The 26,906-nt window shown below is 64.4% G+C and carries 26 protein-coding genes; 17 read left to right on the top strand and 9 right to left on the bottom strand.

Annotation, left to right across the window (positions count from 1 at the left end):
- The first annotated feature begins 4 nt into the window (after positions 1-4).
- Entirely contained in the window at positions 5-1,249 is a 1,245-nt protein-coding gene (locus tag OOJ09_RS07555) for a M24 family metallopeptidase (RefSeq protein ID WP_269904588.1), read from the top strand.
- A 256-nt stretch (positions 1,250-1,505) separates the two neighbouring features.
- Here OOJ09_RS07555 and OOJ09_RS07545 read toward each other — a convergent pair whose 3' ends face one another.
- The 5 genes from OOJ09_RS07545 to OOJ09_RS07525 all read right to left on the bottom strand — a co-directional run bounded on the left by OOJ09_RS07545 (position 1,506) and on the right by OOJ09_RS07525 (position 7,522).
- On the bottom strand, positions 1,506-2,942 hold the full coding sequence (locus OOJ09_RS07545; protein ID WP_269904587.1) for an amidase: 1,437 nt from the start codon (positions 2,940-2,942) through the stop codon (positions 1,506-1,508).
- 229 nt (positions 2,943-3,171) lie between these two features.
- Complete coding sequence (locus OOJ09_RS07540; RefSeq protein ID WP_269904586.1) at positions 3,172-4,260, bottom strand: Gfo/Idh/MocA family protein; 1,089 nt, start codon at positions 4,258-4,260, stop codon at positions 3,172-3,174.
- A gap of 293 nt (positions 4,261-4,553) precedes the next feature.
- A complete protein-coding gene (locus OOJ09_RS07535) occupies positions 4,554-5,720 on the bottom strand; it encodes an ABC transporter substrate-binding protein (protein ID WP_269904585.1) in 1,167 nt (388 codons plus the stop codon).
- 129 nt (positions 5,721-5,849) lie between these two features.
- A complete protein-coding gene (locus OOJ09_RS07530; RefSeq protein WP_269904584.1) occupies positions 5,850-6,698 on the bottom strand; it encodes an ABC transporter permease in 849 nt (282 codons plus the stop codon).
- Complete coding sequence (locus tag OOJ09_RS07525; protein ID WP_269904583.1) at positions 6,695-7,522, bottom strand: ABC transporter ATP-binding protein; 828 nt, start codon at positions 7,520-7,522, stop codon at positions 6,695-6,697. Before OOJ09_RS07525 ends, OOJ09_RS07530 begins: the two co-directional genes overlap by 4 nt.
- A gap of 357 nt (positions 7,523-7,879) precedes the next feature.
- Between OOJ09_RS07525 and OOJ09_RS07520 the strand changes: the two genes are divergently transcribed.
- The 3 genes from OOJ09_RS07520 to OOJ09_RS07510 all read left to right on the top strand — a co-directional run bounded on the left by OOJ09_RS07520 (position 7,880) and on the right by OOJ09_RS07510 (position 11,565).
- Complete coding sequence (locus tag OOJ09_RS07520; protein ID WP_269904582.1) at positions 7,880-8,824, top strand: MurR/RpiR family transcriptional regulator; 945 nt, start codon at positions 7,880-7,882, stop codon at positions 8,822-8,824.
- Positions 8,825-9,034: 210 nt separating this feature from the next.
- Positions 9,035-10,819 (top strand): NAD(P)/FAD-dependent oxidoreductase, encoded by a 1,785-nt coding sequence (locus tag OOJ09_RS07515; protein WP_269904581.1) that lies wholly within the window; start codon positions 9,035-9,037, stop codon positions 10,817-10,819.
- A gap of 215 nt (positions 10,820-11,034) precedes the next feature.
- Positions 11,035-11,565, top strand: a complete 531-nt coding sequence (locus tag OOJ09_RS07510) for a CatB-related O-acetyltransferase (RefSeq protein ID WP_269904580.1) — start codon at positions 11,035-11,037, stop codon at positions 11,563-11,565.
- A 149-nt stretch (positions 11,566-11,714) separates the two neighbouring features.
- Here OOJ09_RS07510 and OOJ09_RS07505 read toward each other — a convergent pair whose 3' ends face one another.
- Positions 11,715-12,950, bottom strand: coding sequence for an amidohydrolase/deacetylase family metallohydrolase (locus OOJ09_RS07505; RefSeq protein ID WP_269904579.1), 1,236 nt, complete (start codon positions 12,948-12,950; stop codon positions 11,715-11,717).
- 28 nt (positions 12,951-12,978) lie between these two features.
- Complete coding sequence (locus tag OOJ09_RS07500; protein WP_269904578.1) at positions 12,979-13,344, bottom strand: RidA family protein; 366 nt, start codon at positions 13,342-13,344, stop codon at positions 12,979-12,981.
- A 217-nt stretch (positions 13,345-13,561) separates the two neighbouring features.
- Between OOJ09_RS07500 and OOJ09_RS07495 the strand changes: the two genes are divergently transcribed.
- The 3 genes from OOJ09_RS07495 to OOJ09_RS07485 all read left to right on the top strand — a co-directional run bounded on the left by OOJ09_RS07495 (position 13,562) and on the right by OOJ09_RS07485 (position 15,170).
- Positions 13,562-14,047 carry a hypothetical protein gene (locus OOJ09_RS07495; RefSeq protein ID WP_269904577.1) on the top strand — a complete coding sequence of 162 codons (486 nt, stop codon included), beginning with the start codon at positions 13,562-13,564 and terminating at the stop codon, positions 14,045-14,047.
- A 158-nt stretch (positions 14,048-14,205) separates the two neighbouring features.
- Entirely contained in the window at positions 14,206-14,961 is a 756-nt protein-coding gene (locus tag OOJ09_RS07490; protein ID WP_269904576.1) for a COG4280 domain-containing protein, read from the top strand.
- Positions 14,958-15,170 (top strand): hypothetical protein, encoded by a 213-nt coding sequence (locus OOJ09_RS07485; RefSeq protein WP_269904575.1) that lies wholly within the window; start codon positions 14,958-14,960, stop codon positions 15,168-15,170. Before OOJ09_RS07490 ends, OOJ09_RS07485 begins: the two co-directional genes overlap by 4 nt.
- Positions 15,171-15,181: 11 nt before the next feature.
- Here OOJ09_RS07485 and OOJ09_RS07480 read toward each other — a convergent pair whose 3' ends face one another.
- Positions 15,182-15,817: a methyltransferase family protein gene (locus OOJ09_RS07480; protein ID WP_269904574.1), complete on the bottom strand. Its 636-nt coding sequence runs from the start codon at positions 15,815-15,817 to the stop codon at positions 15,182-15,184.
- A gap of 265 nt (positions 15,818-16,082) precedes the next feature.
- Between OOJ09_RS07480 and OOJ09_RS07475 the strand changes: the two genes are divergently transcribed.
- The 9 genes from OOJ09_RS07475 to OOJ09_RS07435 all read left to right on the top strand — a co-directional run bounded on the left by OOJ09_RS07475 (position 16,083) and on the right by OOJ09_RS07435 (position 24,612).
- Positions 16,083-16,340 carry a hypothetical protein gene (locus OOJ09_RS07475; protein ID WP_269904573.1) on the top strand — a complete coding sequence of 86 codons (258 nt, stop codon included), beginning with the start codon at positions 16,083-16,085 and terminating at the stop codon, positions 16,338-16,340.
- 145 nt (positions 16,341-16,485) lie between these two features.
- The gene (locus OOJ09_RS07470; protein ID WP_269904572.1) at positions 16,486-17,277 is read left to right on the top strand and encodes a hypothetical protein; all 792 of its coding nucleotides are present in this window, start codon (positions 16,486-16,488) and stop codon (positions 17,275-17,277) included.
- Positions 17,278-17,410: 133 nt separating this feature from the next.
- Positions 17,411-18,094: a winged helix-turn-helix domain-containing protein gene (locus OOJ09_RS07465; protein ID WP_269904571.1), complete on the top strand. Its 684-nt coding sequence runs from the start codon at positions 17,411-17,413 to the stop codon at positions 18,092-18,094.
- The gene (locus OOJ09_RS07460; RefSeq protein WP_269904570.1) at positions 18,091-19,467 is read left to right on the top strand and encodes a sensor histidine kinase; all 1,377 of its coding nucleotides are present in this window, start codon (positions 18,091-18,093) and stop codon (positions 19,465-19,467) included. Before OOJ09_RS07465 ends, OOJ09_RS07460 begins: the two co-directional genes overlap by 4 nt.
- A 112-nt stretch (positions 19,468-19,579) precedes the next feature.
- Positions 19,580-20,185 carry a hypothetical protein gene (locus OOJ09_RS07455; protein WP_269904569.1) on the top strand — a complete coding sequence of 202 codons (606 nt, stop codon included), beginning with the start codon at positions 19,580-19,582 and terminating at the stop codon, positions 20,183-20,185.
- Between the two features lies 1 nt (position 20,186).
- Positions 20,187-20,849, top strand: a complete 663-nt coding sequence (locus tag OOJ09_RS07450; protein WP_269904568.1) for an ABC transporter ATP-binding protein — start codon at positions 20,187-20,189, stop codon at positions 20,847-20,849.
- Positions 20,842-21,525 carry an ABC transporter ATP-binding protein gene (locus OOJ09_RS07445; protein ID WP_269904567.1) on the top strand — a complete coding sequence of 228 codons (684 nt, stop codon included), beginning with the start codon at positions 20,842-20,844 and terminating at the stop codon, positions 21,523-21,525. Before OOJ09_RS07450 ends, OOJ09_RS07445 begins: the two co-directional genes overlap by 8 nt.
- Positions 21,522-24,176: an ABC transporter permease gene (locus OOJ09_RS07440; RefSeq protein ID WP_269904566.1), complete on the top strand. Its 2,655-nt coding sequence runs from the start codon at positions 21,522-21,524 to the stop codon at positions 24,174-24,176. Before OOJ09_RS07445 ends, OOJ09_RS07440 begins: the two co-directional genes overlap by 4 nt.
- A gap of 181 nt (positions 24,177-24,357) precedes the next feature.
- Positions 24,358-24,612, top strand: a complete 255-nt coding sequence (locus OOJ09_RS07435; RefSeq protein ID WP_269904565.1) for a DUF1344 domain-containing protein — start codon at positions 24,358-24,360, stop codon at positions 24,610-24,612.
- Between the two features lie 496 nt (positions 24,613-25,108).
- On the opposite strand, the gene OOJ09_RS07430 is transcribed toward OOJ09_RS07435, so the two are convergent.
- Positions 25,109-25,537, bottom strand: a complete 429-nt coding sequence (locus OOJ09_RS07430) for an Lrp/AsnC family transcriptional regulator (RefSeq protein ID WP_269904564.1) — start codon at positions 25,535-25,537, stop codon at positions 25,109-25,111.
- 202 nt (positions 25,538-25,739) lie between these two features.
- Here OOJ09_RS07430 and OOJ09_RS07425 point away from each other — a divergent pair, with 202 nt between their 5' ends.
- The gene (locus OOJ09_RS07425) at positions 25,740-26,843 is read left to right on the top strand and encodes a saccharopine dehydrogenase family protein (RefSeq protein ID WP_269904563.1); all 1,104 of its coding nucleotides are present in this window, start codon (positions 25,740-25,742) and stop codon (positions 26,841-26,843) included.
- Positions 26,844-26,906 lie beyond the last annotated feature (63 nt).

Genomic DNA, 26,906 nt, shown 5'->3' with positions numbered 1-26,906 from the left:
ACTCATGACGGGCTTTGTCGACCGCCAGCGCGCGACGCATTTGATGGAACGCGCCAACATTGATGCGCTGGTGCTGTGTGCGCCCGAGGCATTCCACTATGCGACCGGCGTGTCGATCGGCCCGGCGGGCCTGTTCCGGCGGGCCGGCGCCGGCTTCGTCGTCGTCCCGGCCCGGCAAGACCTGCCGATCGGTGTCGTGGCGGCGGATTTCAACGCGGCGCAGCTGCGACAGGCCCTGCCGGACGCTGTCGTGCGCGGCCACCCGATCTGGATCGAATCCGCGACGCTCGACGCCTCGACATCCGGACAAAAGCTGGCGCAACGCGTTGAGGCCGGTCTGGCCTCGTCCGGCCGCGCGCCGGACTTTTCCCGGCCGGCGACGTTCGAGCTCGCCAATTCCGTCCATCAGCTGAAGCAGATACTGGCCGGGTTCGGGCTCGACCGCGCGACGATCGGCGTCGATCTCGATTTCATTGCCGCCGCCGATTTCTCAGCCATGCGGGCGATGCTGCCGGCCTGCGCGATGGTCGACGGCTCGCCGGTCCTCGACAGGTTGCGGGCGATCAAGTCGCAAGGCGAGATCGACCTCCTGCAGCAAGGCATCATCCTGTCGGAAGCCGGGCTGGAGCGGCTGCTGGTGGATGCCATGGCCGGCATGCGCCAGGCCGATCTCATTGCCCTCTACCGGCAAGGCGTCGCCACCGCCGCGGCCGGACTGTCCCATCCGGTCGCGACCGCCGAATATGTGACGCTCGGCGCCCGGGCCAAGGGTGCCGATGCCAAGGCAATGCCGGGCGATCCGCTGAAGTGCGACATGGTCTGCACCGTCGGCTTCTACGCTTCCGACATGTCGCGCAACTTCACCTTCGGGCCGCCATCCGCCGAGCAGGCCGAACTGCATGCGATCGCCGAACGGGCTTTCGAGGATGGGCTGGCCGTGCTCGTCCCCGGAAACACGCTCGCTCATGTTCACCGCGTCACCACCGACAGCCTGGCGCGGCAAGGCCTGCCCTCCTACCGCCGCGGCCATTTCGGCCACAGCGTTGGCCAATCGGTGTTTTCAGAGCAATGGCCGTTCATCGCCACCGACAGCGATGTCGTGATCGAGCCCGGCATGGTGCTGGCCTTCGAAATCCCGCTCTATATAGACGGCCTCGCCAGCTTCAATCTCGAGGATCAGTTCCTGATCGCGGCGGATGGGCCTGTTGCGATGAACCGACTGCCGCGGCGGCTGGAGGGGATTGGGTAGGGGAAGGCTGGTCCTTGCCGCCGTTAGCACCCTACGGCGCCCCCCTCTGCCCTGCCGGGCATCTCCCCCACGAGGGGGGGATCGCTTGTCGGAACTGCCCTCGCCAATTTTCAACGTAGCAAGAGGAGGGCCGGCGCCAAAACTGCCAATCTCCCCACCCGTGGGGGAGATGGCCGGCAGGCCAGAGGGGGGCGCCGTAGAGTGCGACGGTGGATATTGGCCCTTGTCCGTTCTGCTCTCTTGCCCAGCCGACCGACTACGCGCTCACCGCCGGCCTCTTATCCCGCCACGGCATCTCCTGTTCGAGCAGCGCAGACGCGGCCAGCACCGTCGCCTCGTCGCCATAGCGGCCGATGAGCTGCACGCCGATCGGCACGCCGCCTTTCGACCAGCCGAGCGGCAGCGAGATCGCCGGCTGCCCGGAAATGTTGAAGGGGAAGGCAAACACCGCGTCCGTCCATTTGGCGTTGTAGCGGTCGATGTCGGTTTCCGACATGTCGTAATAGCCGAACGGGCGCGGCAGCTGCGTCAGCGTCGGGGTGACGAAGAGATCGTAGGCCGCGAGATCGCCGACGATGTCGCGGCCGACCTGCCTGAGCTGCTCGACATCGGAGATATGGCGGACGCCGCTGGTCGCGCGGCCGCGCGCGATGATCGCCCAGGTCACCGGCTCGACATCGCCTTGCGTCACCGGCCGGCCGATCACGGTTTCAAGATAGTCGAAAGTCGCCGCCGTCTGCACGCAGGTCATGTTGGTGTAGGTTTTCCAGACAGCATTGGCGTCGAGCGGCATGTCGTGCTCCTCGACATGGTGTCCCATCCGCTCGAGCGCCGCCACGGTTGCCAGCACCGCCGCCTTCACCTCCGCGTCGATGGCGGTGCCATTGGGCGGCGTGACGCAAAAGCCGATGCGCAGTTTCCTCGGCGCCCGCGCCGACAGGTTGAGCCAGCTGCCATCGGGAACCGGCGGCGTATAGGGGTCGCCCGGCAACGCACCGGCCACCGCATCGAGATAGGCCGCGGTGTCGCGCACCGTGCGCGAGCAGCACAGGAAATAGGCGCCGCCATACCAATAGTCGCCGAACGGGGCGAGGCTGACGCGGCCGCGTGACGGCTTCAACCCGACGATGCCGCAGCACGAGGCCGGGATACGGATCGAGCCGGCGCCATCGCTGGCCTCGGCGATCGGCACCATGCGCGCGGCGATGGCCGCGGCGGCACCGCCGCTCGAACCGCCGGGCGTGATGCCCTCCTTCCACGGGTTCTTCGTCGGGCCGTAGAGTTTCGGTTCCGTCGTGATCGACCAGCCATTCTCCGGCGCGTTCGACTTGCCGACCAGCACCAGCCCCGCCGCCTTCATGCGGCGGACGACTTCGGTGTCGAAGTCGGCGACGACGTCCTTCAGGTAGAAGCAGGAGTTGGTGTTGGGCGCCCCGGTCCAGGACGAAGCCAGCTCCTTGAGCAGGAACGGCACGCCGGCGAAGGGTGCTGATTTGTCGACCGTCCCGGCCTGGGCGCGGGCCATGTCGTAGAGGCGGTGGATCACCGCATTGAGCGCCGGATTGAGCCGCTCGACCAGCGTGATCGCCGCCTCGACCAGTTCGGCTGGCGAAACCTGGCCGCCGCGCACCAGCCCTGCCAGATCCAGTGCGTCGGACTCGGCATAGGTTTTCAGCAGGCTGTCGGTGACCATGTCTCTCTCCCAATTTGCTCTTTGTTGGCACGCCGAGTCGTGACCCTAGCCAGCTTGCCAGCCTTGGCGCCGCCCCTCATCCGGCTGCCGCCACCTTCTCCCGTATAGGGACGGGAAGAAGGGAAGCGCTCCAACGCTGACGTCCCCCTCTCCCCGTTCTTGACGGGGAGAGGGTAAGGGTGAGGGGCAGCGCCGACCTGACGCGATTGGCGCCGCCCGCCGGATCGCTTCACAGATCCACGGTCCGCCCCAGCGCGATGCTCTGTTCGGCGGCCAGCACGATGCGCAGGCTGTTGACCGCCGCATCCATCTGCTCGGTCAGGTCGAGATCCTCGCGGATGGCGCGCAGGAAGAATGCCTGCTCGCGGTCGCACAGTTCCTGGTGGCCGGGCTCGTCCTCCATGCTGACGATCTCATCCGGCTTCGAGAAATTCTTGTCGCCGTCGACTTGGGCATAGTGGATCTTCAGCGCGTCGGTCTTGGTGTGCCGGTCGATGTCGGCGGAGTTCGAGACTTCGGCGAGCTCGGTCGCGCTGCTCGCCTGCTGGCCGGCGACGATCGAGACCGCGCCCTTGGGGCCGACCACGTCCTTCACGAAATAGGCCGTCTCGCTCATCATCGGGCCCCAGCCGGCCTCGTACCAGCCGACCGAGCCGTCATCGAAGGTGACGTGCAGATGGCCGTAATTCTGCTTGTCGGCTTCCGCCCACAATTTGGCGCCTATGCCGTGCACACGCACCGGCTTGGCGCCGGTCAGCTGGCACATGACGTCGACATAATGCACGCCGCAATCGACGATCGGGATCAGCGAATCGATCAGGTTCTTGTGCCAGTGCCAGGCGCTGCCGCTGCTCTGCTGGTTGAGGTTGAGGCGCATCACCAGCGGCTTGCCGAGCGTCTTGCCGACCTCGATGAACTTGATCCACGACGGATGGACGCGCAGGATGTAGCCGAGCACCAGCTTGCGGTTCTTGGCGCGCGCCGCGGCGACGACCTTTTCGGCATCCTCGATGTTGGTGGCCAGCGGCTTTTCCATGAACACATGGCAATTGGCCGATATCGCCTTCAGCGCGTATTCGGCATGGGTGTTCGGCCAGCTGTTGATCGAGACGGCGTCCGGCTTGGTCTCCTTCAGCGCCTGGTCGAAATCCTCATAGAGCGGATAGCCGGCCAGTTCGGCCGGGATCTTCTTGTTGCTCTTGATCGAACGGCTCATGATGCCGACGATCTCGAAGCCGTCCAGCCTGTGATACGCGCTGGCATGCGAAGCGCCCATATTGCCCAGACCCACCACCAGCACTTTTACCTTGTCGGCCATGTCAGCCTCCCATGCTCTTTAATTGAATCGTGGGCGGTGATCCGTCGCCGCCCGTATGTCTACCCAGGGCAATCACTTCAGGTTGGCGCCGCCCCTCATTTGCCCTGCCGGGCATTTCTCCCCGGCACCAACGATTTCGCCAACTGCCGACGTGGCAGAAGAGGCGCTGAGGGTGCGGCCATCTCCCTTCTCCCCGTCACCATACGGGGAGAAGGTGCCGGCAGGTGGATGAGGGGCGGCGCCGACACCAACAATTCTCTGTCGAAGAAATTGCCATGCCTGTCCGCCGGTCCTTACTTGACCGCCGAATCGAACAGATGCGCCTTGATCTTCTCGACATCGAGCGCGGCAAAGCCCTCCGACAGCTTGACGCCGTCGGCATCGGCCTTGACCTTGGCCTTGTCGAAGTCGTTGGCCGGGCCAATCAGATCGTTGGTGCAGACGTCCTCGGCCTTCACCGGATTGGTGATCTGGCCGATCTTGTGGATCTCGTCGAAGAAGCCCTGCCAGCTCGCCATGTCGTGCGAGCCCCAGCCGCCGCGCTTGTCCATGTCGCCGCGGAAAACGTTGATCTGCTGCAGGATCGAGGTGGTGCCGAGCTCGGGCCCGAGATTCTTGGCCAGCGTCGGGAACTGCTCGAACACCGCTTCGACGGCGGCGCGCGGGTTCTGGTAGCCGAACTCGAGGCCCATCGCCCAGCCGCGCAGATACTTTTCCAGGAACGCCTTGCGGTCGGGGTCCTCGAGATCGGCGGCGCGCACGACGAAGGTGTTGGCCGGCAGTTTCGAGTTCTGCACGCCGAGCCAGTATTCGAAATCGAGGCCCTTGGCGATCCACTCGGCGCGCAGGCCTTCCCATGACAGGGCGGCGTCGCCCTGGCCGCCGGCAAGTGCCGTGCCCCAGGTCGGCCAGCCGGCCTCGACATATTTGACCTTCTTGATGTCGACGCCTTGCGCGGCCAGCAGCGGGTCGGTGATCGACTGCCAGGCGGCCGAGCCGAGCAGGATGGTCTTGCCTTCGAGCGTCTTCAGGTCCTTCGTTCCCTCGCCCTTGCGGAAGGCGAAGCTGAACGTGTCGCGCGCGCCCATGTGGAACACCGACTTCAGCTTCATGCCGTTCTGGATGGCGAAGGAGAACACGCCGGGCGACGGGAAGCCCATGTCGGCCTGGCCGACATCGACGAACTTCACCGTCGCCGTGCCGTCCGACGGACCCGGCTGCATGTCGGTGTCCAGCCCGTCGAAATAGCCGGCCTTCTTGGCCGCCCAATAGGGATAGTCGTCGAGCACTTCGAGTGTGCCGCGCGGCGATATCCAGGTGAACTTGCCATAGGGCTCGGCCCTGGCCTTGAGGCCCGTGGCGCCGAGCGCCGTGGCCGTCACCAGGCCGGCGCCGGTGACCTGCAGGAAGTAACGGCGGCTGATCCCCGCCCTTTGGCTGATCGAATTTTCTTTGGTCATGGCATTCCCCTTCTTGTTGATTGTCGGCCCTGTCGCCCGCCTCCCGGGCGCCGTCATTGCGTCTGCGTTAAGTCCTCGTCTTGTGCATGCCGTGTCCCAAAACCGCCGCGCACTTTTGGGCGACATGCTCTATGCCTCCCAGCTCGCCCATTTCTTGCCGATCAGGAAGAACAGCACGTAGATCAGGATGCCGAGCGTCGACAGGATCAGCACCACCGCGAAGAACTGCGGCATCTGGATCATCGACGAATAGGTGGTCAGCCGGTTGCCGAGGCCGAAACCGCCGCCGACCATCTCGGCGCCGACCGCCGTCAACAGGCCGAAGATCGCGCCGATCATCAGACCGACCAGGATCATCGGCAGGGCCATCGGCGCGCGGATCTTCCAGAAGATCTGCAAGGTGCTGGCGCCATAGGAGCGCGCCAGCGCGATCTTGGCACTGTCGACGCGGCGAAAGCCGGTGGCGGCGTTGATCATCACCATCGGCCCGGCGGCCAGCGCGACGGCGATGATGCGCGGCGTGTAGCCGAAGCCGAAGCGCAGGATCAAAAGCGGCACCAGCGCCAGCATCGGCGTGGTGACGAGCAGCAGGATGTAGGGCGCGACGATCTTCTCGGCGAACGGGAACTGGGTGATGACGGCGGCCAGCACCAGGCCGATGATGGCGCCGATTGTGAAGCCGGAAACCAGTTCGACCAGCGTGTAGCCGAGATGCGGCGCGATCAGCGGGAACTCGTCGAACAGCGCATAGGCGATCGAGCTTGGCGGCGGCATGATGTAGAGCGGCACATGGAACAGGCGCAGCGCCAGTTCGATGCCGCCGATGATGATGACCGCGACAGCGATGATGGCCGCCACCTCCTTGCCCGACTTGATGCCGGGGCCGCTGGCGAAGGCCGACAGGTTGGTCAGGCTGACCTCGTGGCCGTCGCCGGACTTGGCTTTCGGGAACTCCGGGATCGCGTCGCCTCCGCTCACGGTCTGATCCTCACGATTTCGGCGCTCGTGCGCTCCGCCGGCTTCGGTCGCGTGCGTTCGCCGACGATGTCCATCTTGATCCGGTTGGTGAGGTCGAAGACTTCCTTCGTCGCCATGATCTCCAGCGAGCGCGGCCGTGGAAACGGCACGCGATATTCCTTGGCGACGCGTCCCGGCCGCGCGCTCAGCACCACCACGCGGTCGGAAAGGAAGATCGCTTCCTCGATGCTGTGGGTGATGAAGACGATGGTGGTCTTGGTGTCGAGCCAGATTTCCTCGACCAGCCGGTTCATCTCCTCGCGGGTGAAACTGTCGAGGGCGCCGAATGGCTCGTCCATCAACAGCACCGACGGCTTCAGCGCCAGCGCCCGCACGATCGCCGCGCGCTGCTGCATGCCGCCCGAAAGCTCGCGCGGAAACTTGCCGCCAAAGCCATCGAGCCCGACGCGGTTGAGCAGATGCGCGATCCATGCCCGGTCCTGCTTCTCGCCCTTGATCTCGAAGGGGAAGCGGATGTTGGCGTCAAGATTGCGCCAGGGCAAAAGATTCGCTTCCTGGAAGACGATGCCAATGTCCGGGCGTGGGCCGGTGATCTTGATGCCATCGAGCCGGATCTCGCCGCTGGTCAGGCCGTGCAGGCCGGACATCGACCACAGGAGCGTCGTCTTGCCGCAACCGGAAGGACCGACGATCGAGACGATTTCATTGGCCTTGATATCGAGGCTGCAGCGGTCCAGGGCCAGCAGATCGCCGGACGCGGTGTGATAGATCTTGGTCGCGGCCTGCACGCCAAGCTTCGGGGTTGGTGCATCGCCCAAGTTCATGCGCCCCTCGGAGATTGCGCGATGATCCAACGGGTTCATCCGACCGCGAAAACAGTTTGTAACTATCCTACTTTCCTGTCAAGCGAGGAGTCTGAGACTTCGCTGTCGAAATACCCGTATCGCGCTCATCACCATGTTTTCATTGTGGTTTCTTCATCTTGAAATGCATGTTGCTTTCCTACATACTCATTGCCGTCGGGCGGATGAGGCGCGAGACCGTGCGGTTGTGAGAGACAAGCGGCGAAGGCAATATGCATTGGCGGCACGCAGCAGTTGTGGCGTGCCCGAACGCATGGAACGACAGCGTGCAACCATGGTAAGAAGTCGGCTCCGCAACCCAGGGAAAGACTTGACTTCATGACCGAAGCTGACAGCCAGGACCGGCGGCTCTCGAGCGGCGATGTGGAGGGACGCGAGCCTGTCCGGCGCATCCCCGACATCATCTCGCTGGTCAAGGATTCCTACAGCGACTTGCGCCCGGCCGAACGCCGCGTCGCCGATGTCGTGCTCGACGATGTCAAATACGCGGTCGACGCCTCCAATGCCGCACTGGCCCAGCGCGCCGGCGTCAGCGAGCCGACGGTGACCCGGTTCTGCCGCGCCATCGGCTGCGAGGGCGTGCGCGACTTCAAGCTGAAGCTGGCGCAGAGCCTGGTCGTCGGCGCGCTCTACCTCAGCAAGCCACCCGCCACCAGCGGCGACAACGGCATGCCGTTCTGGAACGCCGTGTTCGGCGAAGCGCGCCGGGCCCTGCAGGAGGCCGAGCGGCAGCTCGACCCGGGACAGTTGCAGAAGGCGGCCGAGCTGATCGCCAAGGCACGCCAGGTCACCGTTTTCGGCCTCGGCGGCAGCTCCTCGGCGCTGGCGCAGGAAACCCAGTACCGGCTGTTTCGCTACGGCATCACCGTCAGCGCCCAGTGCGACCCCTATCTGATGCGGATGACCGCCTCGACCCTGAAGCCGGGCGACCTGGTGATCGCCATTTCGGCGACGGGGCGCACGCGCGAGGTGATCGAGGCCGTCGAACTCGCCAAGCACTACCGCGCCAATGCGATCGGCGTGACGGCGCCCGACACCGAACTCGCGCGCGTCTGCGACGTCAGGCTGACGGTGGCGGTGCCGGAATATCCAGACACGCTGAAGCCGACGGCGTCGCGCTTCGCCTTCCTGGCCGCGATCGACCTTTTGGCGGTGGCTTCCGCCTACAGGCTCGACGGCTCGGCCCGCGAAACCGTGCGCCGCATAAAGTACAACGCCCAGATCCACCGCACCGGCAAGGAGATGGAGCCGCTCGGGGATTGAGGCATGACTTGCGGGCGTTTGCGCTGCCCCTCACCCTTACCCTCTCCCCGTGAAGAACGGGGAGAGGGGGGATCTCCGGCGCTGGAGCCAGTCCCTTTCCCTCGTTCTTCACGGGGAGAGGGTGCCGGCAGGCAGATGAGGGGCGGCTCCAAGTTCGACAACCGACGTCCCCGATACGAATTGGGCGCATTGAAGCAAGAGGGAAGACAGATGCTCGACATGGCACCATCGAAACAGGCCGCCGCATGGCTCGGGTCTTTTGCGAAGGCGCTCGAAGCGGGCGACGTCGCGGCGGCGGGCAATATGTTCGTCGATGACTGCTACTGGCGTGACCTTCTGACCTTCACCTGGAACGTCAAGACCATGGAAGGCCGCGAGGCGATCGCCGACATGCTGCGGGCGACGCTGCCGACGGCGAAACCGGCCGCATGGCGGCTGGCCGGCGAGGCAACCTCGGACGAGGGCACCATCGAAGCCTGGTTCAGCTTCGAAACCGCGGTGGCTACAGGCCAGGGCGTCATGCGGCTGCGTGACGGACGCTGCCAGACGCTGTTCACGGCGATGACCGAGCTCAAGGGGTTCGAGGAGCGCAAGGGCCCGGCGCGGCCGCTCGGCGTGCGCCACAAGGCCGACCCCGAGCGCGAGACCTGGTCGGAAGCGCGGGCGCGCGAGACGCGCGAACTCGGCGCCGGCGAACAACCCTATTGCCTGGTCATCGGCGGCGGCCAGGGCGGCATCATGCTCGGCGCGCGGCTGCGGCAACTCGGCGTGCCCACCATCATCATCGAGAAGAATGCGCGGCCGGGCGATTCCTGGCGCAACCGCTACCGCTCGCTCGTTCTGCACGACCCGGTCTGGTACGACCATCTGCCCTACATTCCGTTTCCGGAAAACTGGCCGGTGTTCACGCCCAAGGACAAGATGGGCGACTGGTTGGAAATGTACACGCGCGTCATGGAGCTCAACTACTGGGTCGCCACCAAATGCCTCAGCGCTTCCTATGACGAGACCGAAAAGGTCTGGACCGTGGTCGTCGACCGCGTCGGCCGGCACATCACGCTGAAGCCGAAGCACATTGTCTTTGCCACCGGCGCATACGGCCCGCCGCGGCGGATCGACCTGGCCGGCGCCGAAACGTTCAAGGGCGAGTTGCTGCATTCCAGCCAGTATTCCAGCGGCGAGAAATTTCGCGGCAAACGCGTTGCCGTCATCGGCGCGGCAAGCTCCGGCCACGACGTCGGCGTCGACCTGTGGGAAAGCGGCGCGAAGGTGACCATGATCCAGCGCTCGCCGACCACGGTGGTCAAGTCGGACACGCTGATGGAAGTCGGCTTCGAGATCTTTTCGGAAAACGCGCTGGCGCGCGGCATCACCACCGAGAAGGCCGACATGATCGTCGCCTCGACGCCCTTCGCGCTGGTGCCCAAGGGCCAGCGGGCGCTCTACGAGGTGATCAAGAAGCGCGACGCCGCCTTCTATGACCGCTTGCGCGCCGCAGGCTTCGCCATCGATTTCGGCGACGACGAGACTGGCCTCTTGATGAAGGCCTACCGTACCGGCTCGGGCTATTACATCGATGTCGGCGCGTCCGATCTGATCATCGACGGCGAGATCGGCGTCCGCAGCGGCCTCGCCATCAAGTCGCTGACGCCGACAGGCATTCTTTTCGAGGACGGCAGCGAACTGGCCGCCGACGCGATCATCTCCTGCACCGGCTATCAGTCGATGAACGAGACGGTGGCGCAAATCGTCTCGCGCGAGGTCGCCGACAAGGTCGGCCCGTGCTGGGGCCTCGGCTCGGGCGTGAAAGGCGACCCCGGCCCATGGCAGGGCGAGCTGCGCAACATGTGGAAGCCGACGGCGCAGGAAGCGCTGTGGTTCCACGGCGGCAACCTGGCACTGTCGCGCTTCTACTCGAAATATGTGGCGCTGCAGATCAAGGCGCGCATGGAAGGCATTGCAACGCCGGTCTATGGAGCACCCAGTAACTCCTGATCCGATGCCTTCGCTTCTTCTTCGCAACGACGGGTCTGACGGCCTGGACGAGCACATGGGTTAACCCAAAGCAGCGTTGGGCCAGTACTCGAAATTGCTTGCGCACTTTTCGGATGCGGTAGTAATCCCCCCTGTATTGCCTGGCAATTTCCGGGGGGGAGCCGGTGGGACTGCTAAGAGGACTTCGCATAAGACTGGGGCTGAAAAAGGTAGCGTTGCCGCCGCTGCCCGGTATCGAGATCGGCCGCCACACCTACGGCCTCACCAAGGAATCTTTCTTCGTTCCGCATAAAAACGTGCCGGTGCGAATAGGCTCGTTCTGCTCGGTTGGGCCGGGTGTACTCTTCATCTGCGCGGCCGAGCATCGCGTCGACACCGCAACCACCTTTCCGATCCAGTTTGTGGACGGGAAGATCCGCAATGCGCCCGGCACAGTCGGCAAGGGGCCAATCACGGTCGGCCATGACGTATGGTTTGGTGCCCGCTGCATTGTCCTTGGCGGCGTCACCATCGGCAACGGCGCGGTCATCGGTGCCGGCAGCATCGTCACCAGGGACATCCCGCCCTATGCCATAGCGGTCGGCAATCCCGCTCGTGACATCCGATACAGATTCTCACCTGAAATCATTGAACGTTTGCAGTCATCACAATGGTGGAACTGGAGTGACGATCTGATCCGCGAGCGCGTTGAGCTTTTGACGACCGTGGACGCCGAGAGTTTCGTCAACGCGCTGGACGCGAAGTGACCGCCTGATAGTCCTTCAACCGCTCACGGACCGGCCGGCCTGGAGTCTGTTCCATCTCGATGGAATCGGGATGGAGCCCTATCTCTTTGTTTGAGCATGATCTTTCCCGAAAACCGGATTCCACTTTTCGGGATCATGCTCCAGCGGGCTCAATCGTGGCTGTGGCCGAAGTGCCTGGCCGCAATATCGACATGGGTGTGCCGGGCTGACGCCTCGAAACGTTCGGTCTCGCCGGCATCGTTTGCCGCCTCGTTCGGCCACCAGGTGCCACCGATGACAATGCCTTCGCAGATCAGCCTCTGGTCGGCGACCAGCGATGCGCCGACCGCATCGACAAAGGTGAAGCGGCCGGGGCGCTGCCGAAGCACGGCGACATCGCCGACGGTGCCGACCGCCAGCGTGCCCAAATCAGGCCGGGCGATCGCCTGCGCCGGACGCTGCGTCGCCGCGCGCAGGACCTCGACCAGCGGCATGCCGAGCGCCAGCAGTTTCGACATGCAGACCAGGATGTCGAAGGCCGGCCCGTCGACGCAGTAGAGATGCACGTCGCTGCTGATGACGTCGGGCGCCAGCCCGTCTTCGAGCATGGCTCTCGCGACCGCGAAATCGAACGAGCCCATGCCATGGCCGAGATCGAAGATGACGCCGCGTTCGCGCGCCAGCCGCATGTCGGGCCTGACCGCGCCGGAGGCGAACACCGGCGCGTTGGGAAACGGCCGGAAGCAGTGGGTGAGGATATCGCCCTTGCGCAGGCGCGGCAGCACTTCCGAGCGGCCGGGCGGCGGCTCGTCGATATGCGCCATCAGCGGCAAGCCGGCCTTGTCCGCCGCCTCCAGCGCGAGATCGACCGGGGCGATGCCGCTGGTGCCGCCGGCATGGCGCCCGGAGCGAACTTTCACGCCGACAACCACGTCCGCGTGCTCGCGCACCGCGGCGACGACCTCGCGCGGATCGCAGAGCCTCAGATCGCTGCACTCGCCGACCGACACCGTCTGCGAGAAGCCGAAGATGCCGGCAAAGGAAATGTTCACATAGGCCAGGATGCGCACCCTCGACCGCTCGATGACATGGCGGCGAAAGCCGAGGAAATTGCCCGCGCCCGCACTGCCCGCATCGATGAAGGTGGTGGTGCCGCTCTTGGCGGCAAGACGGTCGGCGTCGACGCCCAGCGAGGTGCCGCCCCAATAGACGTGGCTGTGCAGGTCGACTAGGCCGGGCGTGACGATGCAGTCTCTCGCATCGATGACCTGCGTGGCGTGTTCGGCATCGATCGCGGCTTCGGTCGCGGCAACACGGCCATTGGCGATGGCAACGTCGCGCTGCCCGTCAAGACCCGTGGCCGGGTCGATGACGCGGCCGCCCTTTATCAGCAGATCAAATTGCATCGGCACCTGCCTCCGTGGTCTCTTGCCGTCAGACCGGCCGATAGGCGACGGCCTCGACTTCGATCTTGATGTCGATCATCAACCGCGATTCGACCGTGGTGCGGGCTGGCGGATTTTTGGGAAAATGCCTGGCATAGACCGCGTTGAAGGCGCCGAAATCGCGCGCGTCTTCCAGCCAGACCGTCGTCTTGACCACATCGTCCATGGTGCAGCCGGCGAGCGCCAACGCCGCCTTGACGTTCGACAGCACCTGTTCGGTCTGTTCTGATATGCCGCCCTTGACCACGATGCCGTCGCCGCCGACCGGAACCTGGCCGGAGACATAGACCAGATCGCCGGCCCGCACGGCCGGCGACAACGGCACATGGGACGTTCCAAAACACTGCTTCGGCAAGGCACAGCCTCCTCTGATGACGCGACGGGACCCATGGCGGCTCCCGCTTCGATCGACATTTACCCCGATCGCGGCGATCCTCATAGAGGCCTTGTTGGAAAGCAACATTCTTCGAAATCCATGTTGCTTTATTACAGGAGCGCTTGCATCGTACCCATTGACAGGCAGGCTTCAAGCCGCGACGGACAGACGCATTCCATACCCGGAGAAAACAGCAATGACCTACGACAAGAACCCGTTTCCGGCCGGCGACGCCGATCGCCACGCGCTTTGGGAAATGCTGGTGCGGCGCGACATCGATGCTTTCATCAGCCAGGACTGGTCGATGGTCGAGGATGATTTCGTGGCCTCGAGCTTCTTTGGCATGCACGCGCATTTCCTCGGCAATGCCGACGCCTGGCGGCTGCAGTTTCCGAGGCTGGAAGTCTATCGCGACGAGTGGCTGCGCCAGGCCAGGGAGACCGCGGCGACGAAATTCGCCGAGCCGCTGCGCGAGGCGCTGTTTCGCGTCACCAACATGCGCGACATCGATGTCGACGGCGACCGTGCCGTGCTGCACAAGAAATTCGACGGCTCCGTCGCCAAGGCCGACGGCGGCGTCGACAGGCTGAAATGGCAGACGCTGTATTTCTGCACCAGGGTCGGAGGCAGTTGGAAGATCGCGGGCTTCGTCGGCTACATGCCGTACCCGCTCGGCAGCTAAAGGTCCGGTGAAAAGGCGGCGAGCGCGATCCTCATTAGCCGGCTATGATATTCTGTGGTCCCTGCGCGTCCCATTGCATACGGATCTGGAAGAATTCGCTGTCCGGCGCCGTGGTGATGTCTATGCTAGGACGCGTGCCTTCCCACAGGACAGGAGCCATGACCAATCTTGCACCGTTGGTTTCGACCATAAGCGCGGCTTTTCTCGGCTCGTTCGTCGAGATGGTCGAAGCCTTCACGATCGTGCTTGCGGTCGGCCTGACCCGAGGCTTGCGGCCGGCATTGACCGGCGCTGTGCTGGCACTGGCGGTGCTGACCGCGCTCGTGCTGGCTTTCGGGCCATTGCTGGCGCTTGTCCCCATCACCATCCTGCAATTCGCGGTCGGCGTCCTGCTCATCTTGTTCGGCATGCGGTGGCTGCGCAAGGCCATCCTGCGCAGCCTCGGAATTGTCCCGTTGCATGACGAGGAGGCCGCCTTCTCGGAAGAAACCGCGGCGCTTCGCCGGCAGGCTGGCGATCGCCGGGCGGACTACCTGGCCGGGCTGGCGGCATTCAAGGCGGTGCTGCTGGAGGGTGTCGAGGTGGTGTTCATCGTCATCGCGGTTGGCGGGGCGCATGGACAGACACTCAACACCAGCCTTGGAGCGCTGGCAGCGTTCGTCCTGGTGGTGGTCATCGGCCTCGCCGTGCATCGCCCATTGGCGCGCGTTCCCGAAAATGCATTGAAGTTCGTTGTCGGCCTGATGCTGACCAGCTTCGGCATTTTCTGGACCGGTGAAGGTATCGGCGCCGACTGGCCCGGCGCCGATCTCGCCTTGCTGGCGATCTTCGCGGTCGTTGCGCTCGCGTCCCTTGCCATCGTCCGCTGGCTGCGCGACGCCCATCCCGCTCCAGCCGGAGAACGTCCTCGATGAACGTCGTGCGTATTGTCCTGAAAGAGCTCGCCGGCATGTTCATCGACGATGGCAACCTGGCGCTGCTGGCGCTGATCCTGATTGCCGGGGTCACCGCGGCGGTGAAGCTGCTGGCGCTGCCGCCGCTTCTCGGCGGCATCCTGCTGCTGATTGGCTGCCTGGCTATTCTCGCGCGGAGCGTGCGGCGGGCCGCATCGCGGCGCCGATGATCAGCCGATGATCAATAGAGCGTGACAAAGGGCTGGAACAGCAGGCCGCTCGCCCTGAAATGCTCGACCAGCTCAATGGCCGGGAAAATGGCAAGGAAATAGAGCCCGTCATAGAACGTTCGCTTCAGCGCCCGCGTCGAGAACTGCAGCTCGTCGAGGTCACGGTACAGCAACGGGTTCGGCCAGAACCGGGGCGTGCTCCTGATGTAGGCAAGGTAGGAGGGGCCGAACTTGCCCAGCAGATATTCGGCTTCCTTGCGCGCCGTGACCCGGAAGATGAGAAAGCTGGCAAGGCCCAGCGCCACGGCCGCCAGAAAGGAGCCATAGATCAACCCGACACCGACCGCACCGACTGTCGAGAAGAAATAGAGCGGGTTCTGCATCATCGAAAACGGTCCCGTCGACACCAGTTCCTCGTTCTTCTTGCCGCCGACATAAAGGATGCTCCAAAGCCGCCCGGCAATGCAGACGAGCACCAGGCTCAAGCCGAAGAGTTCGAGCGTCTCATGTCCGTTCGAGCCCTCGATCAGGGCTGGCTTGGCAACCAACAGAAGCAGCACCGCGAGCAGCGCCGCGGCGCGCACGAAGATCAGCCGCTTGCGCTGGACGAAGGCTTGTGAAGCCGGCTTGAGGGAAGCGTAGGTCATCGCGTTTTCCTTGGGGCCCTTACAAACCCTGTGGGCACTGGTCACGACATTGATGGCGGATGCAAGGCACTGGCCTTCTATCGGCGCACGGCGTGGCGTTCGTAAAGGCTTTTTGCGCGGCCCGCGCCAAATCTTACGAAATTGTAAGCCACCGGACAGGCGAGCGTGAACTCGCTTGCCTACTGTGCGGATGCCGGCCCGCCCACCATTGGGCCGGATTCAACCGACGTAGCCAAGTAAACGGCATCATACAGGGAAACACCTCATGAGAAGATTTGCGTTTGCCATCGCACTGGGCACATTTGCCGTTTCCGCTCCGGTTTCCTCTGTTTTCGCGGCCGCCGCGCCTTGCGAGGATACGTTGAAAACCCTTCGCGCCGCGGAGGCGGCGGCCACGCTCAACGCCGACGACAAGGCGAAGGTCTCGGCGCTGGAGACCAAGGGCATCGAACGCTGCAACGCCGACGACGACAAGCGCGCCGACGACTTCTTCGCCCAGGCCATGAAGGTCATGGGCAAATAGCCATGTCGCCCAAAGGCGCCCTCGGGCCTGACCCCGGGGGCGTGCGGCGATCGGGACATGACATGCATGAGATCAAGGCGGATCGCATGAATCCCTCGCGATGCGCTTCAATTCTACCCCAACCATCAACCTCAGGACTTTAGTCATGCTCGCCAACAAGCAACCTGCCGGACCGAGCTACAACAGGGTCCCGGACGTCACCGTCGATTTCTGGCTGATCAAGCTGATGGCGGTAACCATGGGCGAAACGGCGGCCGACTATCTCGCCGTCAACCTCGGGCTTGGGCTGACCGTCACCTCGCTGATCATGACCGCTGTCCTGGTCGTTGCCCTTGTCCTGCAGTTCGCGCAAAAACGCTACATGCCCTGGGCATACTGGCTGGCGGTGGTGCTGATCAGTGTCGTCGGAACGCTCATCACGGACAACCTCGTCGACAATTTCGGCGTCCGCCTGCAAACGACGACGATTGCGTTCAGCGTCGTGCTCGCCGCGACATTCGCGGTCTGGTACGCCAGCGAGCGGACGCTGTCGATCCACACCATCTTCACCACCAGGCGCGAGATCTTCTACTGGCTGGCGATCCTCTTCACCTTCTCGCTCGGCACCGCCGCCGGCGATCTCGTGGCCGAGACCTTCGAGTTGGGCTATCTGACGACAGGCCTGCTGTTCGGCGGCATCATCGCGCTCATCGCGCTTGCCTACTACCTGCTCGATCTGGACGCCATCCTCGCCTTCTGGCTCGCCTATATCCTGACGCGGCCGCTTGGCGCCTCCTTCGGCGACCTGCTGTCGCAGCCGGTCGAATATGGCGGCGTCGGTTTCGGCACCACCTTCACCAGCCTGATCTTCCTTGGCTGCATCATTGCGCTTGTCCTCTACATGAGCCTGAAGAGGACAGCCGACGAGGCCGACAAAATCCTGCTGGAGTCGGATTAGAACAAAACTTCGCCAGAAAGCCGAGCCATGAGCCCGCTGCGAGCCGCCGCGGGTTTCAGGCTCGTGATATCCTAGGAACGGGTCCATGCCGGTGCTAGCCTATCCTCGATGTCGGCAGCAAACCGGAACAGCCATGCGACTTCTTCTTGTCGAGGACGACCACAAGACGGCCGACTACATCGTCAAGGGATTGACCGAGGCCGGTCATGTCTGCGACTTGCTTCGCAACGGACACGACGCGCTTTTCGCGGCGACCAGCGGCGGCTATGACGTGATCGTGGCCGATCGAATGATCCCCGGTCTCGATGGCCTGTCGATGGTCAAGGCGATCCGCGCGGCAGGCGTGCGGACCCCGGCGATCTTTCTCACCTCCGTCGGCGGCATCGACGACCGCGTCGAGGGCCTCGAGGCGGGCGGCGACGACTATCTGGTCAAGCCCTTCGCCTTTTCCGAGCTGCTTGCCCGCATCAACGCGCTTGGCCGTCGCCCGGCCGCGCAGGAGCAGAAGACCGTTTTGCGGGTTGCCGATCTGGAAATGGACCTGATCATGCGGCGCGTCACCCGGCAGGGCCATCCGATCGACCTGCAACCGAGGGAGTTCAGCCTGCTGGAAGTGCTGATGCGCGGCGAAGGACGCGTGATCACCCGCACCATGCTGCTGGAGCGCGTCTGGGATTTTCACTTCGATCCCAAGACCAGCGTGGTCGAGACCCATATCAGCCGGCTGCGGACCAAGATCGACAAGCCGTTCGAGGCCCAGCTCATCCACACGGTCCGCAACACCGGCTACAGTCTGCACGCACCGCTCGCGCCATGACGGGTACAAGAGCCCGTCTGCTGCGCAGCACGCCCTTCCGGCTTGCCCTGACATTCGCCTTCCTGTTCGTGCTGGCCTTCGTGCTGTCGGGCGCCATCGTCTACCAGATGATGAGCGCCGATCTTGCCGGGCGCCTCGATGAAACCATCAAGGCAACCTACTCTCTCGTGGCGGCAACCTATGAGAGCGATCCCGAGGACATGATCGCCACGGTCGTGAGTCATTCGGAGCTCAGCCCCAAGAAGGAGCAGCTTTTTTCGCTCAGCGATGCTGCCGGAAACCATCTGGCCGGCAATTTCACCGCGGCGGGGCTTCCCGACGGTTTCTCGATGTTCGACGCCGTCCTGCCCGGCGTGCCTCCAGGCACCGAGTATCGTGCCTATTCCGGCTCGATCGGAGGGAACAGTCTGACGGTTGCCTTCAGCCTTTCCGAGACGGAGGAGCTGGAAACGGTGGTGCTGATGAGCTTCGGCTGGGGAACGCTCATCATCAGCGGGCTGGCGGTTGCCGGCGGTACCCTGCTTGCCACGCGCGTCCAGCGCCGCCTCGACGGCATTGCCGCCACGATGGTGGACGTCTCGCATGGCCGGCTGGATGCCCGCATCCCCCTGACCGGCAATGGCGACGATATCGACGTCGTGTCCACCCAGGTCAATGCGGCGCTCGACCGCCTGTCGGGGCTGGTCGAGGGCATGAAGCAGGTCAGCGCCAACATCGCGCACGACCTGAAGACGCCGCTCAACCGCCTGCAGATGATCCTGGAAGGCGCCGCCGACAAGGCCGCGCAGGAACAGGATGTCTCCGACGATCTGGCCGACGCGCGCGCGGAGGGCTATCAGATCAACGAAACCTTCGATGCTCTGTTGCGGATCGCCCAGATCGAGGCCGGCGCGCGCAAGGCGCGGTTCACCGATCTCGATCTCGGCGAGGTCCTGGAAACCATCGCCGAGATCTACGCCGAGGTTGCCGAGGACGACGGAAAGTCGCTGTCATCCGTGCAGCTACGCGAAACGGCGGACCCGATCCATGGCGATCGGGAGCTATTGACGCAGATGTTCGCCAATCTGGTGGAGAATGCGCTGCGCCATTGCCCGCCCGGCACGACCATCAGAATGCGGGTGACGCGCCAGGGCGAGCGTGTCCTTGCCAGCGTCGCCGACAACGGACCTGGCATTCCCCCGGACGAGCGCGAACGGGTGTTTCAGCGGCTTTACCGGCTGGATCACAGCCGGTCGACACCCGGCAACGGCCTCGGCCTCAGCCTGGTGCGAGCCATTGCCGATCTGCACGGAGCATCCATCGCCCTTGACGATTGTCAGCCCGGTCTCGCCGTGGTGGTGAGCTTTCCGCTGGTAAGATCGGCGGCGTCATAGGGCCGAAAACTGGCGCAAGAAACTTACCAAAGCGTATGAGGCCGGCGACCCGCCCGTAAGCTTGCAGCGGCATAATGGAAGGAGCCACCCTTCCATCGAAAGGCCGCGGAAAATGAAAATCCTTTTTCGGAAAACCACTGGCGTCTTGCCCGCTCTCGCCGTCGCGGCGTGCCTGGGCACGGCAGCCGCCCTGGTTGCGGTGCCTGGTGGCCTGCCGGCCTCGGCTGCCGAGAAACCCGTCCAGCAGGAGAAGAACCCGCCGGGCGACATTCCCGATACACAGGTCTTCATCGACTACACCTCGCCGGATGGGTTCACCCTGAAGGTGCCGGAGGGCTGGGCACGGTCGGACCGTGCCGACGGCGCCAGCTTCGTCGACAAGCTGGATGGCGTCGTTGTCTCGGTTTCCAAGGCGGACGCCGCACCGACCGTCGACAGCGCCAAGGCGGATTATGTTGTGAAGCTCGAGGCCGCCGGACGCGCTGTGCGGGTAAGCGCGGTCAAGCAGGTCAAGCTGCCGGCCGGCACCGCGATCCGCATCGTCTACACCTCGAACTCCGAGCCGAACGCGGTAACCAACCGGCAGGTTCGCCTCGAGAACGAACGCTACCTCTATTTCAAGGACGGCAAGCTCGTCGCGCTCGAACTCTATGCACCCAAGGGCGCCGACAATGTCGATCAGTGGCAACTGATGTCCAATTCGTTCCGGTGGAAATGAGATGCACGCGTTGGACGCGCATGAACTCTATCGGTTCTTCCACATTGGCGACGACGAGACGGCCGCATTGCGGGGCGTCAGTTTCCACGTGGCCGCTGGCGAGATCGTCGCCCTGGTCGGGCCTTCCGGCAGCGGCAAATCCACCTTGCTGGCCTGCGTAACCGGCCTCGATGAACCGGATGGCGGCTATGTCGAGGTGGCCGGCGTCCGGCTGACCCGGCGACCGGAGGCCCATCGCACGCGCGTTCGCGCCGCCAGCTTCGGCATTCTGCTGCAGTCGGGAAACCTGTTCGGTCACTTGAATGTCGAGCAGAACCTTCGATTGCAGATGCTGCTGGCGAAGAAGCCGGATGACGAGCGAATGGCCGGCCTGCTGGAAAGCGTTGGCCTTTCGCATCGCGCGCGCGCTTTTCCGACCGAACTGTCAGGCGGCGAGACGGCGCGCGCTGGCCTTGCCGTGGCGCTGGCCGCCGACCCGCCGATCCTGATTGCCGACGAGCCTACCGCGGAGGTTGATGCCGATACCGAATCCCGGCTGATCGCTCATTTCGAGGCGCGGCGCGACGCCGGATTGGCAACGCTGCTGGCTACCCACAGCAGGGCGCTGGCGCAGAAGGCCGATCGCGTCATCAGGCTGAAGGATGGGAGGATCGACCGTGGGTGAAACGCTCGTCATCGCAAAGGGCCTCGGACGAGAGTTCCGGGATGGCAATGCCGGCCGGATCAGCGTACTGCGCAATGTCGACTGCGAGATCGCGTCGGGCGCGCGCATCGCTCTCGTCGGACCTTCGGGTAGCGGCAAGACGACACTGCTGCATATTCTTGGCGGCCTCGACCGGCCGACGGCCGGTATCGTCGAATGGCCCGGACTCGGCGCATTCGAGACCCTGAGGCCGCGCCAGATCGGGTTCGTATTTCAGTCGCCCAGCCTGTTTCCTGCCCTCACCGTTGCCCAGAATGTCGGCCTGCCCATGCTGCTGGCCGGCGAGAATGTCGGCGACAACGACGTCGGGGCATCACTTCTGCAATCGTTCGGTCTCGGCGAACTCGGCGACAAGCTGCCGGAAGAACTGTCCGGCGGCCAGGCTCAGCGTATTGCCATGGCGCGCGCCCTGGTCATGGGTCCGAAGCTTGTGCTTGCCGACGAGCCGACCGGGCAGTTGGACAGCCGAACGGCGCTGCGCTTCTTCGACGCCGTGTTCGACCGCCTGGAGGGCACCGACATCGCCCTGGTCGTTGCCACACATGACGAAGTCGTGGCCAACCGCATGGCGACGCGCTGGACCATGGACCACGGCCGGCTCACCACCGGGCATCGGCCTGGGGCGGCTGCCGCATGATGTTCCTGCTGTGGATTCGTGGTGTGCTTGCCCGCCGTTTCCTGCGCGTGGCTGGTGCTGCTGCCGGCATCGCGCTGACGGTCGCTCTGCTCGCGGCGATGGCGCTCTTCCTCGCCAACGCTGGGGCATCGATGACCGCTCGCGCCGTGTCCGCGGTTCCAATCGACTGGCAGGTGCAAGTGATTTCCGGTGCCGATCCGGACCACATCGGCAAGGCGCTGACTGAAGCTGCTCCGGTCAAGGCCGTGCATCAGGTCCGCTATGCGGATGTCGCCGGCTTCGAGGCCCGAACCGGCGGGACGACCCAAACCACGGGGCCTGGCCAGGTTGTTGCTTTCGACCGCGGGTATTCCAGCAATTTCCCGGCGGAAATCCGCTCGCTTTCCGGCACCCTCGACGGTGCGCTGATTGCCCAGCAGACAGCCGCCAACCTCCATGTCGGCCCCGGCGACGCTGTCTCGATCCAGCGGGTGGGTTTGCCGCCGGCGGAGGTCCGGATTGCCGGCGTGATTGACCTCCCGGACGCCGACGCCCTGTTCCAGGCTGTCGGCCTGCCGCCTCAGGCAGCGCCGCAGGCTCCGCCCGACAATGTCGTCATTCTGCCGCAGGAAGCCTGGCGACAATTGTTCGATCCGCAGCAGAAGGCGCGCCCCGACACCACCCGGCTGCAATTGCATGTGCGGCTTGCCCACGAGGCGCTGCCGCCGGATCCCGTCACGGCCTATACTTTTGTCACTGCCGCCCAGCACAATCTCGAGGCGCGGGTCGCCGGTGAGGCCCTGGTGGCCGACAATCTCGGGTCGCGCCTCGGAGCGGTCCGCGAGGATGCGCTATACGCCTCCGTCCTGTTCCTGTTTCTCGGGCTGCCCGGCGTCGCGCTGGCGGTTGCGCTTACCTTTGCCGTCACCTCGTCCGGTGCGGCACGCCGTCGGACGGAGCAGGCGCTGCTACGCGTCCGCGGCGCGACGATCAACGCCATCCTGTTTCTGTCCGCCATGGAAGCCGCCGTCGCCGCCATTGGTGGAACCGCGATCGGCATGGCCGCGGCATCGCTCCTTGCCATCATTGCTCCGGGCCTCAAGGCGGCGCTTGGCTTTGACGGGCCGACGCTGCTTCTTGTCGCCTTCTTCGGGCTGCTGGTCGGGTTCATCGCCTTTCTCTACCCGGCCTGGCGGGACGCGCGCTGGGCGACCGTGACCGCGGCGCGGCGCACCGTGAGCAGGCCGAGCGCGCCGCTCTGGCAGCGCCTGTGGCTGGACTGCCTGCTGCTTGCGGCGGCGGGATTGTTCTTCTGGCAATCGGCAAGCACCGGATACCAGATCGTGCTTGCGCCCGAAGGCGTGGCGGCAACATCGGTGGACTACAAGGCATTCATCGCGCCGGCCTTGTTCTGGATCGGCATGGCGTTGCTGACGGTCAGGCTGTCGGCCGCGATCATCGCGCGCAATGGCGCGCTCCTGCGGATGATTGTTGCCCCGGTATCGGGATCGCTGGCGCCTGTTGTATCAGCCGCCCTGTCGCGGCAATCGGGACGGCTGACGATCGGCATTGCGATGACTGCGCTGGCCATCTCCTTCGCCACGTCGACCGCCATCTTCAACACCACCTACAATGCCCAGGCGCGCATCGACGCCGAGCTGACGAACGGCTCCGACGTCACTGTCTTCGGCACGACGGACAGACCGGCCGGAGCTCACCTGGCAGCTCTGGCCTCGCTGTCCGAAGCCGCGGCGGCCGAACCCATGCAACATCGTTTCGCCTATGTCGGCGCGGACCTGCAGGACCTTTATGGCATAGATCCCGGCCGCATCGGACGGGCCACCGGTCTCTCCGACGCTTATTTCAGTGGCGCCAGCGCGGCCGGCACGCTCGCCCTGCTCGCCGCGACGCCCGACGGTGTTCTGGTGTCGGAAGAGACCGTGCAGGACTTCCAGCTCCAGCAGGGCGATACGATCAACCTGCGGCTTATCGATGCCAGGGATCACCAGTATCATCCCGTGGCCTTCAAGTTCATCGGCGTCACCCGCGAGTTTCCGACCGCGCCAAAGGATTCCTTCCTTGTCGCGAATTCGGCCTACGTAGCCCGTATGACCGGCTCCGATGCATCCGAATACGTGCTCATGCGAGCCAGGGCGGATCCTGCCGCGCTGGCGCGGCAGGCTTCGTCGGTGATCACTTCTGATCCGTCGCTGAAGGTGGCCGATATCGGCCAGGCGGCACATCTCATCGGCTCGAGCCTGACCGCGGTCGATCTCGGGGGATTGACGACAATCGAACTGGGCTTCGCGGTCGTCATGGCCGCGGCCGCCGCCGGACTGATGCTGGCGCTAGAGTTCTTCGAGCGTCGCCGGCCTTTCGCCATACTGGCCGCGATTGGCGCCAAACCGCGCCAGCTCGCGGCCTTCCTCTGGAGCGAAGGTCTGCTGATCCTCGTTGGCGGCGTGACGTTCGGCCTCCTTTCGGGCCTGCTCACGGCATGGATGCTGGTCAAGCTGTTGACCGGCGTTTTCGATCCGCCACCCGAAGCACTGTCGATCCCCTGGCTTTACCTGGCAGTCATGCTTGGTCTCGTCGCGGCTTCGGTGGCTGCAGCCGTTCTGTCCGCAAGGCCATCGGCGGGACAGGCGGCGGAACAGCTGCGCGACTTGTGAGGCCGAACGTCGATTTACCTATTTGTAAACCTGCGGCCAGCCCACCGAAAACTCCACGGCCTAAGCTCGTTTCGTCTCTCGCAGGAGAGACAGACCCGGCGGCCAAGCGGCCCGGGTACCGGAGCCGCTGCAGAGCCAAATGGCCTGCGGCTCCACAACCAAGCCAAACGGGAAAAAGAACATGAAGAAGTCAGCTATCGCAGCCGCAATGGTACTCGCCGTCGTATCCTCGACCGGTGCTTTCGCGAAGGCGGCCACCGGCACCATTGCCAGCATCGACAAGAAAGGCGACTCGATCACGCTTTCCGACGGCAAGACCTTCATCCTGCCGGAAGGCATAGAAGCCGAGACGCTGAAGGTTGGCGAGAAGGTGGTCGTGACCTATTCGACCAAGGCCGGCAAGCTGGCGGCATCGGGCATCCAGCCAGCCAAATAGACGAACGCCAAGTGAGGACTCGTCGGCGAGCTAGCTTGGGCGGGGTCGCGTTACGGGTCCTCCACGGCGGCGGCGATCTGAAACTCGTCCCTATCAAGGTCAAATGCATGTCGCCCAAAACCGTGCAGCGGTTTAGGGGCAAAGACATGCATAAAAACGGGGACTTGAAGCGCGTCGGCTGAATCCGTCTCAACGCGACGCGATTTAGGACGCTACCACACCCAAAGCAAGTAAGACCGTTCGTCAAGGCCCGTCGAATGGCCGGACATGACCAGCAGCAGGCAAACCATGGCGAGGAGCGCCATGGAGGTGGCAAAGCGAATCCAGTTGCCCGAGGAATAGCCGCGACCCTGCATGATAAAGCCTCTTCAACGCGACGGGCTTTCGGCGCCAGGAATCCAAGCTGCCGCAGCGGGTCATCCGCGACTATGTCCGACCGAGAATACCGCCGCTTTGCCGGGTGTTTACAAATCGGTAAGGGCCATCATTGCGGCGATCATCGGTCGATGCGCGTCGACAGGATGATCGACGACAAGGTCCGCTCGACCCCTTCCATGGCGCCGATCTGGTCGAGCAGCAGATCGAGATCCCGGATCGACGACGCATCGACGATGACGATCATATCGAAATTGCCGCTGACGGAATGCAGCGTCCTGACCGGCGCCAGCGCGCGCAGGCCGCGCACCACCTTGTCGGCGAGCTTGGGCGTCACGGTGAGCAGCACATGCGCCCGCACCAGCCCCTGCTCGTAGTCCGGCGCCAGCCTGACGCCATAGCCGGTGATGATGCCGCGCTGTTCCAGCCGCTCGATCCGGCTTTGCACGGTTGTCCGTGACACGCCAAGCTTCCGCGCCAGCTCGGCGGTCGAGGCGCGCGCATTCTCGCGCAGCAGGGAAAGCAGGGCTTGTTCGGCGTCACTGAGCATTTCGACGATTCCCGTCGGCATATTGCGCAATCAGAGTTTCGTTTCGAACAATTCCACGCTTCCTTTCGACGGGCAAGCTGCGATTCTCATGCATGTCGTCCAAAAGCACGCCCACGGGCCCGACCCGGGAGCGTGCAGCGGTTTTGGGACAACGGCATGCACAGACAAAACAGCAAAATCAGTTTCGCGCGAGGGATCGGTCATGAAGAAAATTGTTGTTGTCGGCGCCGGCAAGATCGGCTCGACCATTGCCGGGATGCTTGCCGGTACGGGTGATTATCAAGTCACCCTGGTCGACCGCTCCGCGGCGCAACTCGCCGCAGCGGAACTGCCCGCGGCGGTCGCCACGCTGGAACTCGACATCGAGGCATCGGGCACGCTCGAAGCGGCCTTGGCCGACAAGTTCGCGGTGCTCAGCGCCGCCCCGTTCCATCTGACGACGCGCATCGCCGAGGCGGCGGCCAGCGCCGGCGTGCACTATCTCGATCTCACCGAGGATGTCGTCAGCACCCGGCGGGTCAAGGAACTGGCCCGCTCGGCCAGCAGCGCCTTCATCCCGCAATGCGGCCTTGCGCCGGGCTTCATCTCGATCGTCGCCAATGACCTGGCCAGCCGCTTCGACACGCTGGAGAGCGTGCGCATGCGGGTCGGCGCCCTGCCGCAATATCCCTCCAATGCCTTGAACTACAATCTGACCTGGAGCACCGACGGCGTCATCAACGAATATTGCGAGCCTTGCGAGGCGATCGTCGAGGGCGAGCTGGTCGAGGTGCCGCCGCTGGAGGAGCGCGAGGAATTCTCGCTCGACGGCGTCACCTACGAGGCGTTCAACACGTCCGGCGGGCTGGGCACCCTGGCGGAGACGCTGAAGGGCAAGGTGCGCACGCTCAACTACCGCACGATCCGCTATCCCGGCCACGCCGCGATCATGAAGGCGCTGCTCAACGACCTCGGGCTCCGCCACCGCCGCGAGGTGCTGAAAGACATCTTCGAGAGCGCCCTGCCGGCGACGCTGCAGGACGTGGTCATCGTCTTCGTCACCGTCTCGGGCCGCAAGAACGGCCGCCTGCTGCAGGAGACCTACGCCAACAAGATCTACTCCAGGCGCATCGGCCAGACGGTGCGCAGCGCCATCCAGATCACCACCGCGTCCGGCATCTGCGCCGTGCTCGACATGCTCGCCGATGGGACCTTGCCCGCGACCGGTTTCATCCGGCAGGAAGACATCGCGCTCGACGCCTTCCTCGCCAACCGCTTCGGCCGCGCCTACGCGCAGCACGAGATGGAGAGCCGGCTCGCGAGCTGAGCGGCACCCCTTTCCTCTCCCCCGTCGACCGGGGGAGAGGTGTCGAGCGAAGCTCGACGGAGT

Origin of the sequence: Mesorhizobium qingshengii, assembly GCF_027563465.1 — a bacterium.
Lineage (GTDB): Bacteria > Pseudomonadota > Alphaproteobacteria > Rhizobiales > Rhizobiaceae > Mesorhizobium > Mesorhizobium qingshengii_A.
This window is presented reverse-complemented; position numbering and strand designations above follow the sequence as displayed.

What these genes read in the sequence shown, in the direction of transcription:
- OOJ09_RS07545 (WP_269904587.1), bottom strand. Translation starts at nt 2,942, where the DNA reads ATGGTCACCGACAGCCTGCTGAAAACCTATGCCGAGTCCGACGCACTG.
- OOJ09_RS07555 (WP_269904588.1), top strand. Translation starts at nt 5, where the DNA reads ATGACGGGCTTTGTCGACCGCCAGCGCGCGACGCATTTGATGGAACGC.
- OOJ09_RS07430 (WP_269904564.1), bottom strand. Translation starts at nt 25,537, where the DNA reads ATGCTCAGTGACGCCGAACAAGCCCTGCTTTCCCTGCTGCGCGAGAAT.
- OOJ09_RS07540 (WP_269904586.1), bottom strand. Translation starts at nt 4,260, where the DNA reads ATGGCCGACAAGGTAAAAGTGCTGGTGGTGGGTCTGGGCAATATGGGC.
- OOJ09_RS07440 (WP_269904566.1), top strand. Translation starts at nt 21,522, where the DNA reads ATGATGTTCCTGCTGTGGATTCGTGGTGTGCTTGCCCGCCGTTTCCTG.
- OOJ09_RS07535 (WP_269904585.1), bottom strand. Translation starts at nt 5,720, where the DNA reads ATGACCAAAGAAAATTCGATCAGCCAAAGGGCGGGGATCAGCCGCCGT.
- OOJ09_RS07480 (WP_269904574.1), bottom strand. Translation starts at nt 15,817, where the DNA reads ATGACCTACGCTTCCCTCAAGCCGGCTTCACAAGCCTTCGTCCAGCGC.
- OOJ09_RS07450 (WP_269904568.1), top strand. Translation starts at nt 20,187, where the DNA reads ATGCACGCGTTGGACGCGCATGAACTCTATCGGTTCTTCCACATTGGC.
- OOJ09_RS07475 (WP_269904573.1), top strand. Translation starts at nt 16,083, where the DNA reads ATGAGAAGATTTGCGTTTGCCATCGCACTGGGCACATTTGCCGTTTCC.
- OOJ09_RS07515 (WP_269904581.1), top strand. Translation starts at nt 9,035, where the DNA reads ATGCTCGACATGGCACCATCGAAACAGGCCGCCGCATGGCTCGGGTCT.
- OOJ09_RS07435 (WP_269904565.1), top strand. Translation starts at nt 24,358, where the DNA reads ATGAAGAAGTCAGCTATCGCAGCCGCAATGGTACTCGCCGTCGTATCC.
- OOJ09_RS07455 (WP_269904569.1), top strand. Translation starts at nt 19,580, where the DNA reads ATGAAAATCCTTTTTCGGAAAACCACTGGCGTCTTGCCCGCTCTCGCC.
- OOJ09_RS07465 (WP_269904571.1), top strand. Translation starts at nt 17,411, where the DNA reads ATGCGACTTCTTCTTGTCGAGGACGACCACAAGACGGCCGACTACATC.
- OOJ09_RS07490 (WP_269904576.1), top strand. Translation starts at nt 14,206, where the DNA reads ATGACCAATCTTGCACCGTTGGTTTCGACCATAAGCGCGGCTTTTCTC.
- OOJ09_RS07525 (WP_269904583.1), bottom strand. Translation starts at nt 7,522, where the DNA reads ATGAACTTGGGCGATGCACCAACCCCGAAGCTTGGCGTGCAGGCCGCG.
- OOJ09_RS07470 (WP_269904572.1), top strand. Translation starts at nt 16,486, where the DNA reads ATGCTCGCCAACAAGCAACCTGCCGGACCGAGCTACAACAGGGTCCCG.
- OOJ09_RS07460 (WP_269904570.1), top strand. Translation starts at nt 18,091, where the DNA reads ATGACGGGTACAAGAGCCCGTCTGCTGCGCAGCACGCCCTTCCGGCTT.
- OOJ09_RS07520 (WP_269904582.1), top strand. Translation starts at nt 7,880, where the DNA reads ATGACCGAAGCTGACAGCCAGGACCGGCGGCTCTCGAGCGGCGATGTG.
- OOJ09_RS07505 (WP_269904579.1), bottom strand. Translation starts at nt 12,950, where the DNA reads ATGCAATTTGATCTGCTGATAAAGGGCGGCCGCGTCATCGACCCGGCC.
- OOJ09_RS07495 (WP_269904577.1), top strand. Translation starts at nt 13,562, where the DNA reads ATGACCTACGACAAGAACCCGTTTCCGGCCGGCGACGCCGATCGCCAC.
- OOJ09_RS07425 (WP_269904563.1), top strand. Translation starts at nt 25,740, where the DNA reads ATGAAGAAAATTGTTGTTGTCGGCGCCGGCAAGATCGGCTCGACCATT.
- OOJ09_RS07485 (WP_269904575.1), top strand. Translation starts at nt 14,958, where the DNA reads ATGAACGTCGTGCGTATTGTCCTGAAAGAGCTCGCCGGCATGTTCATC.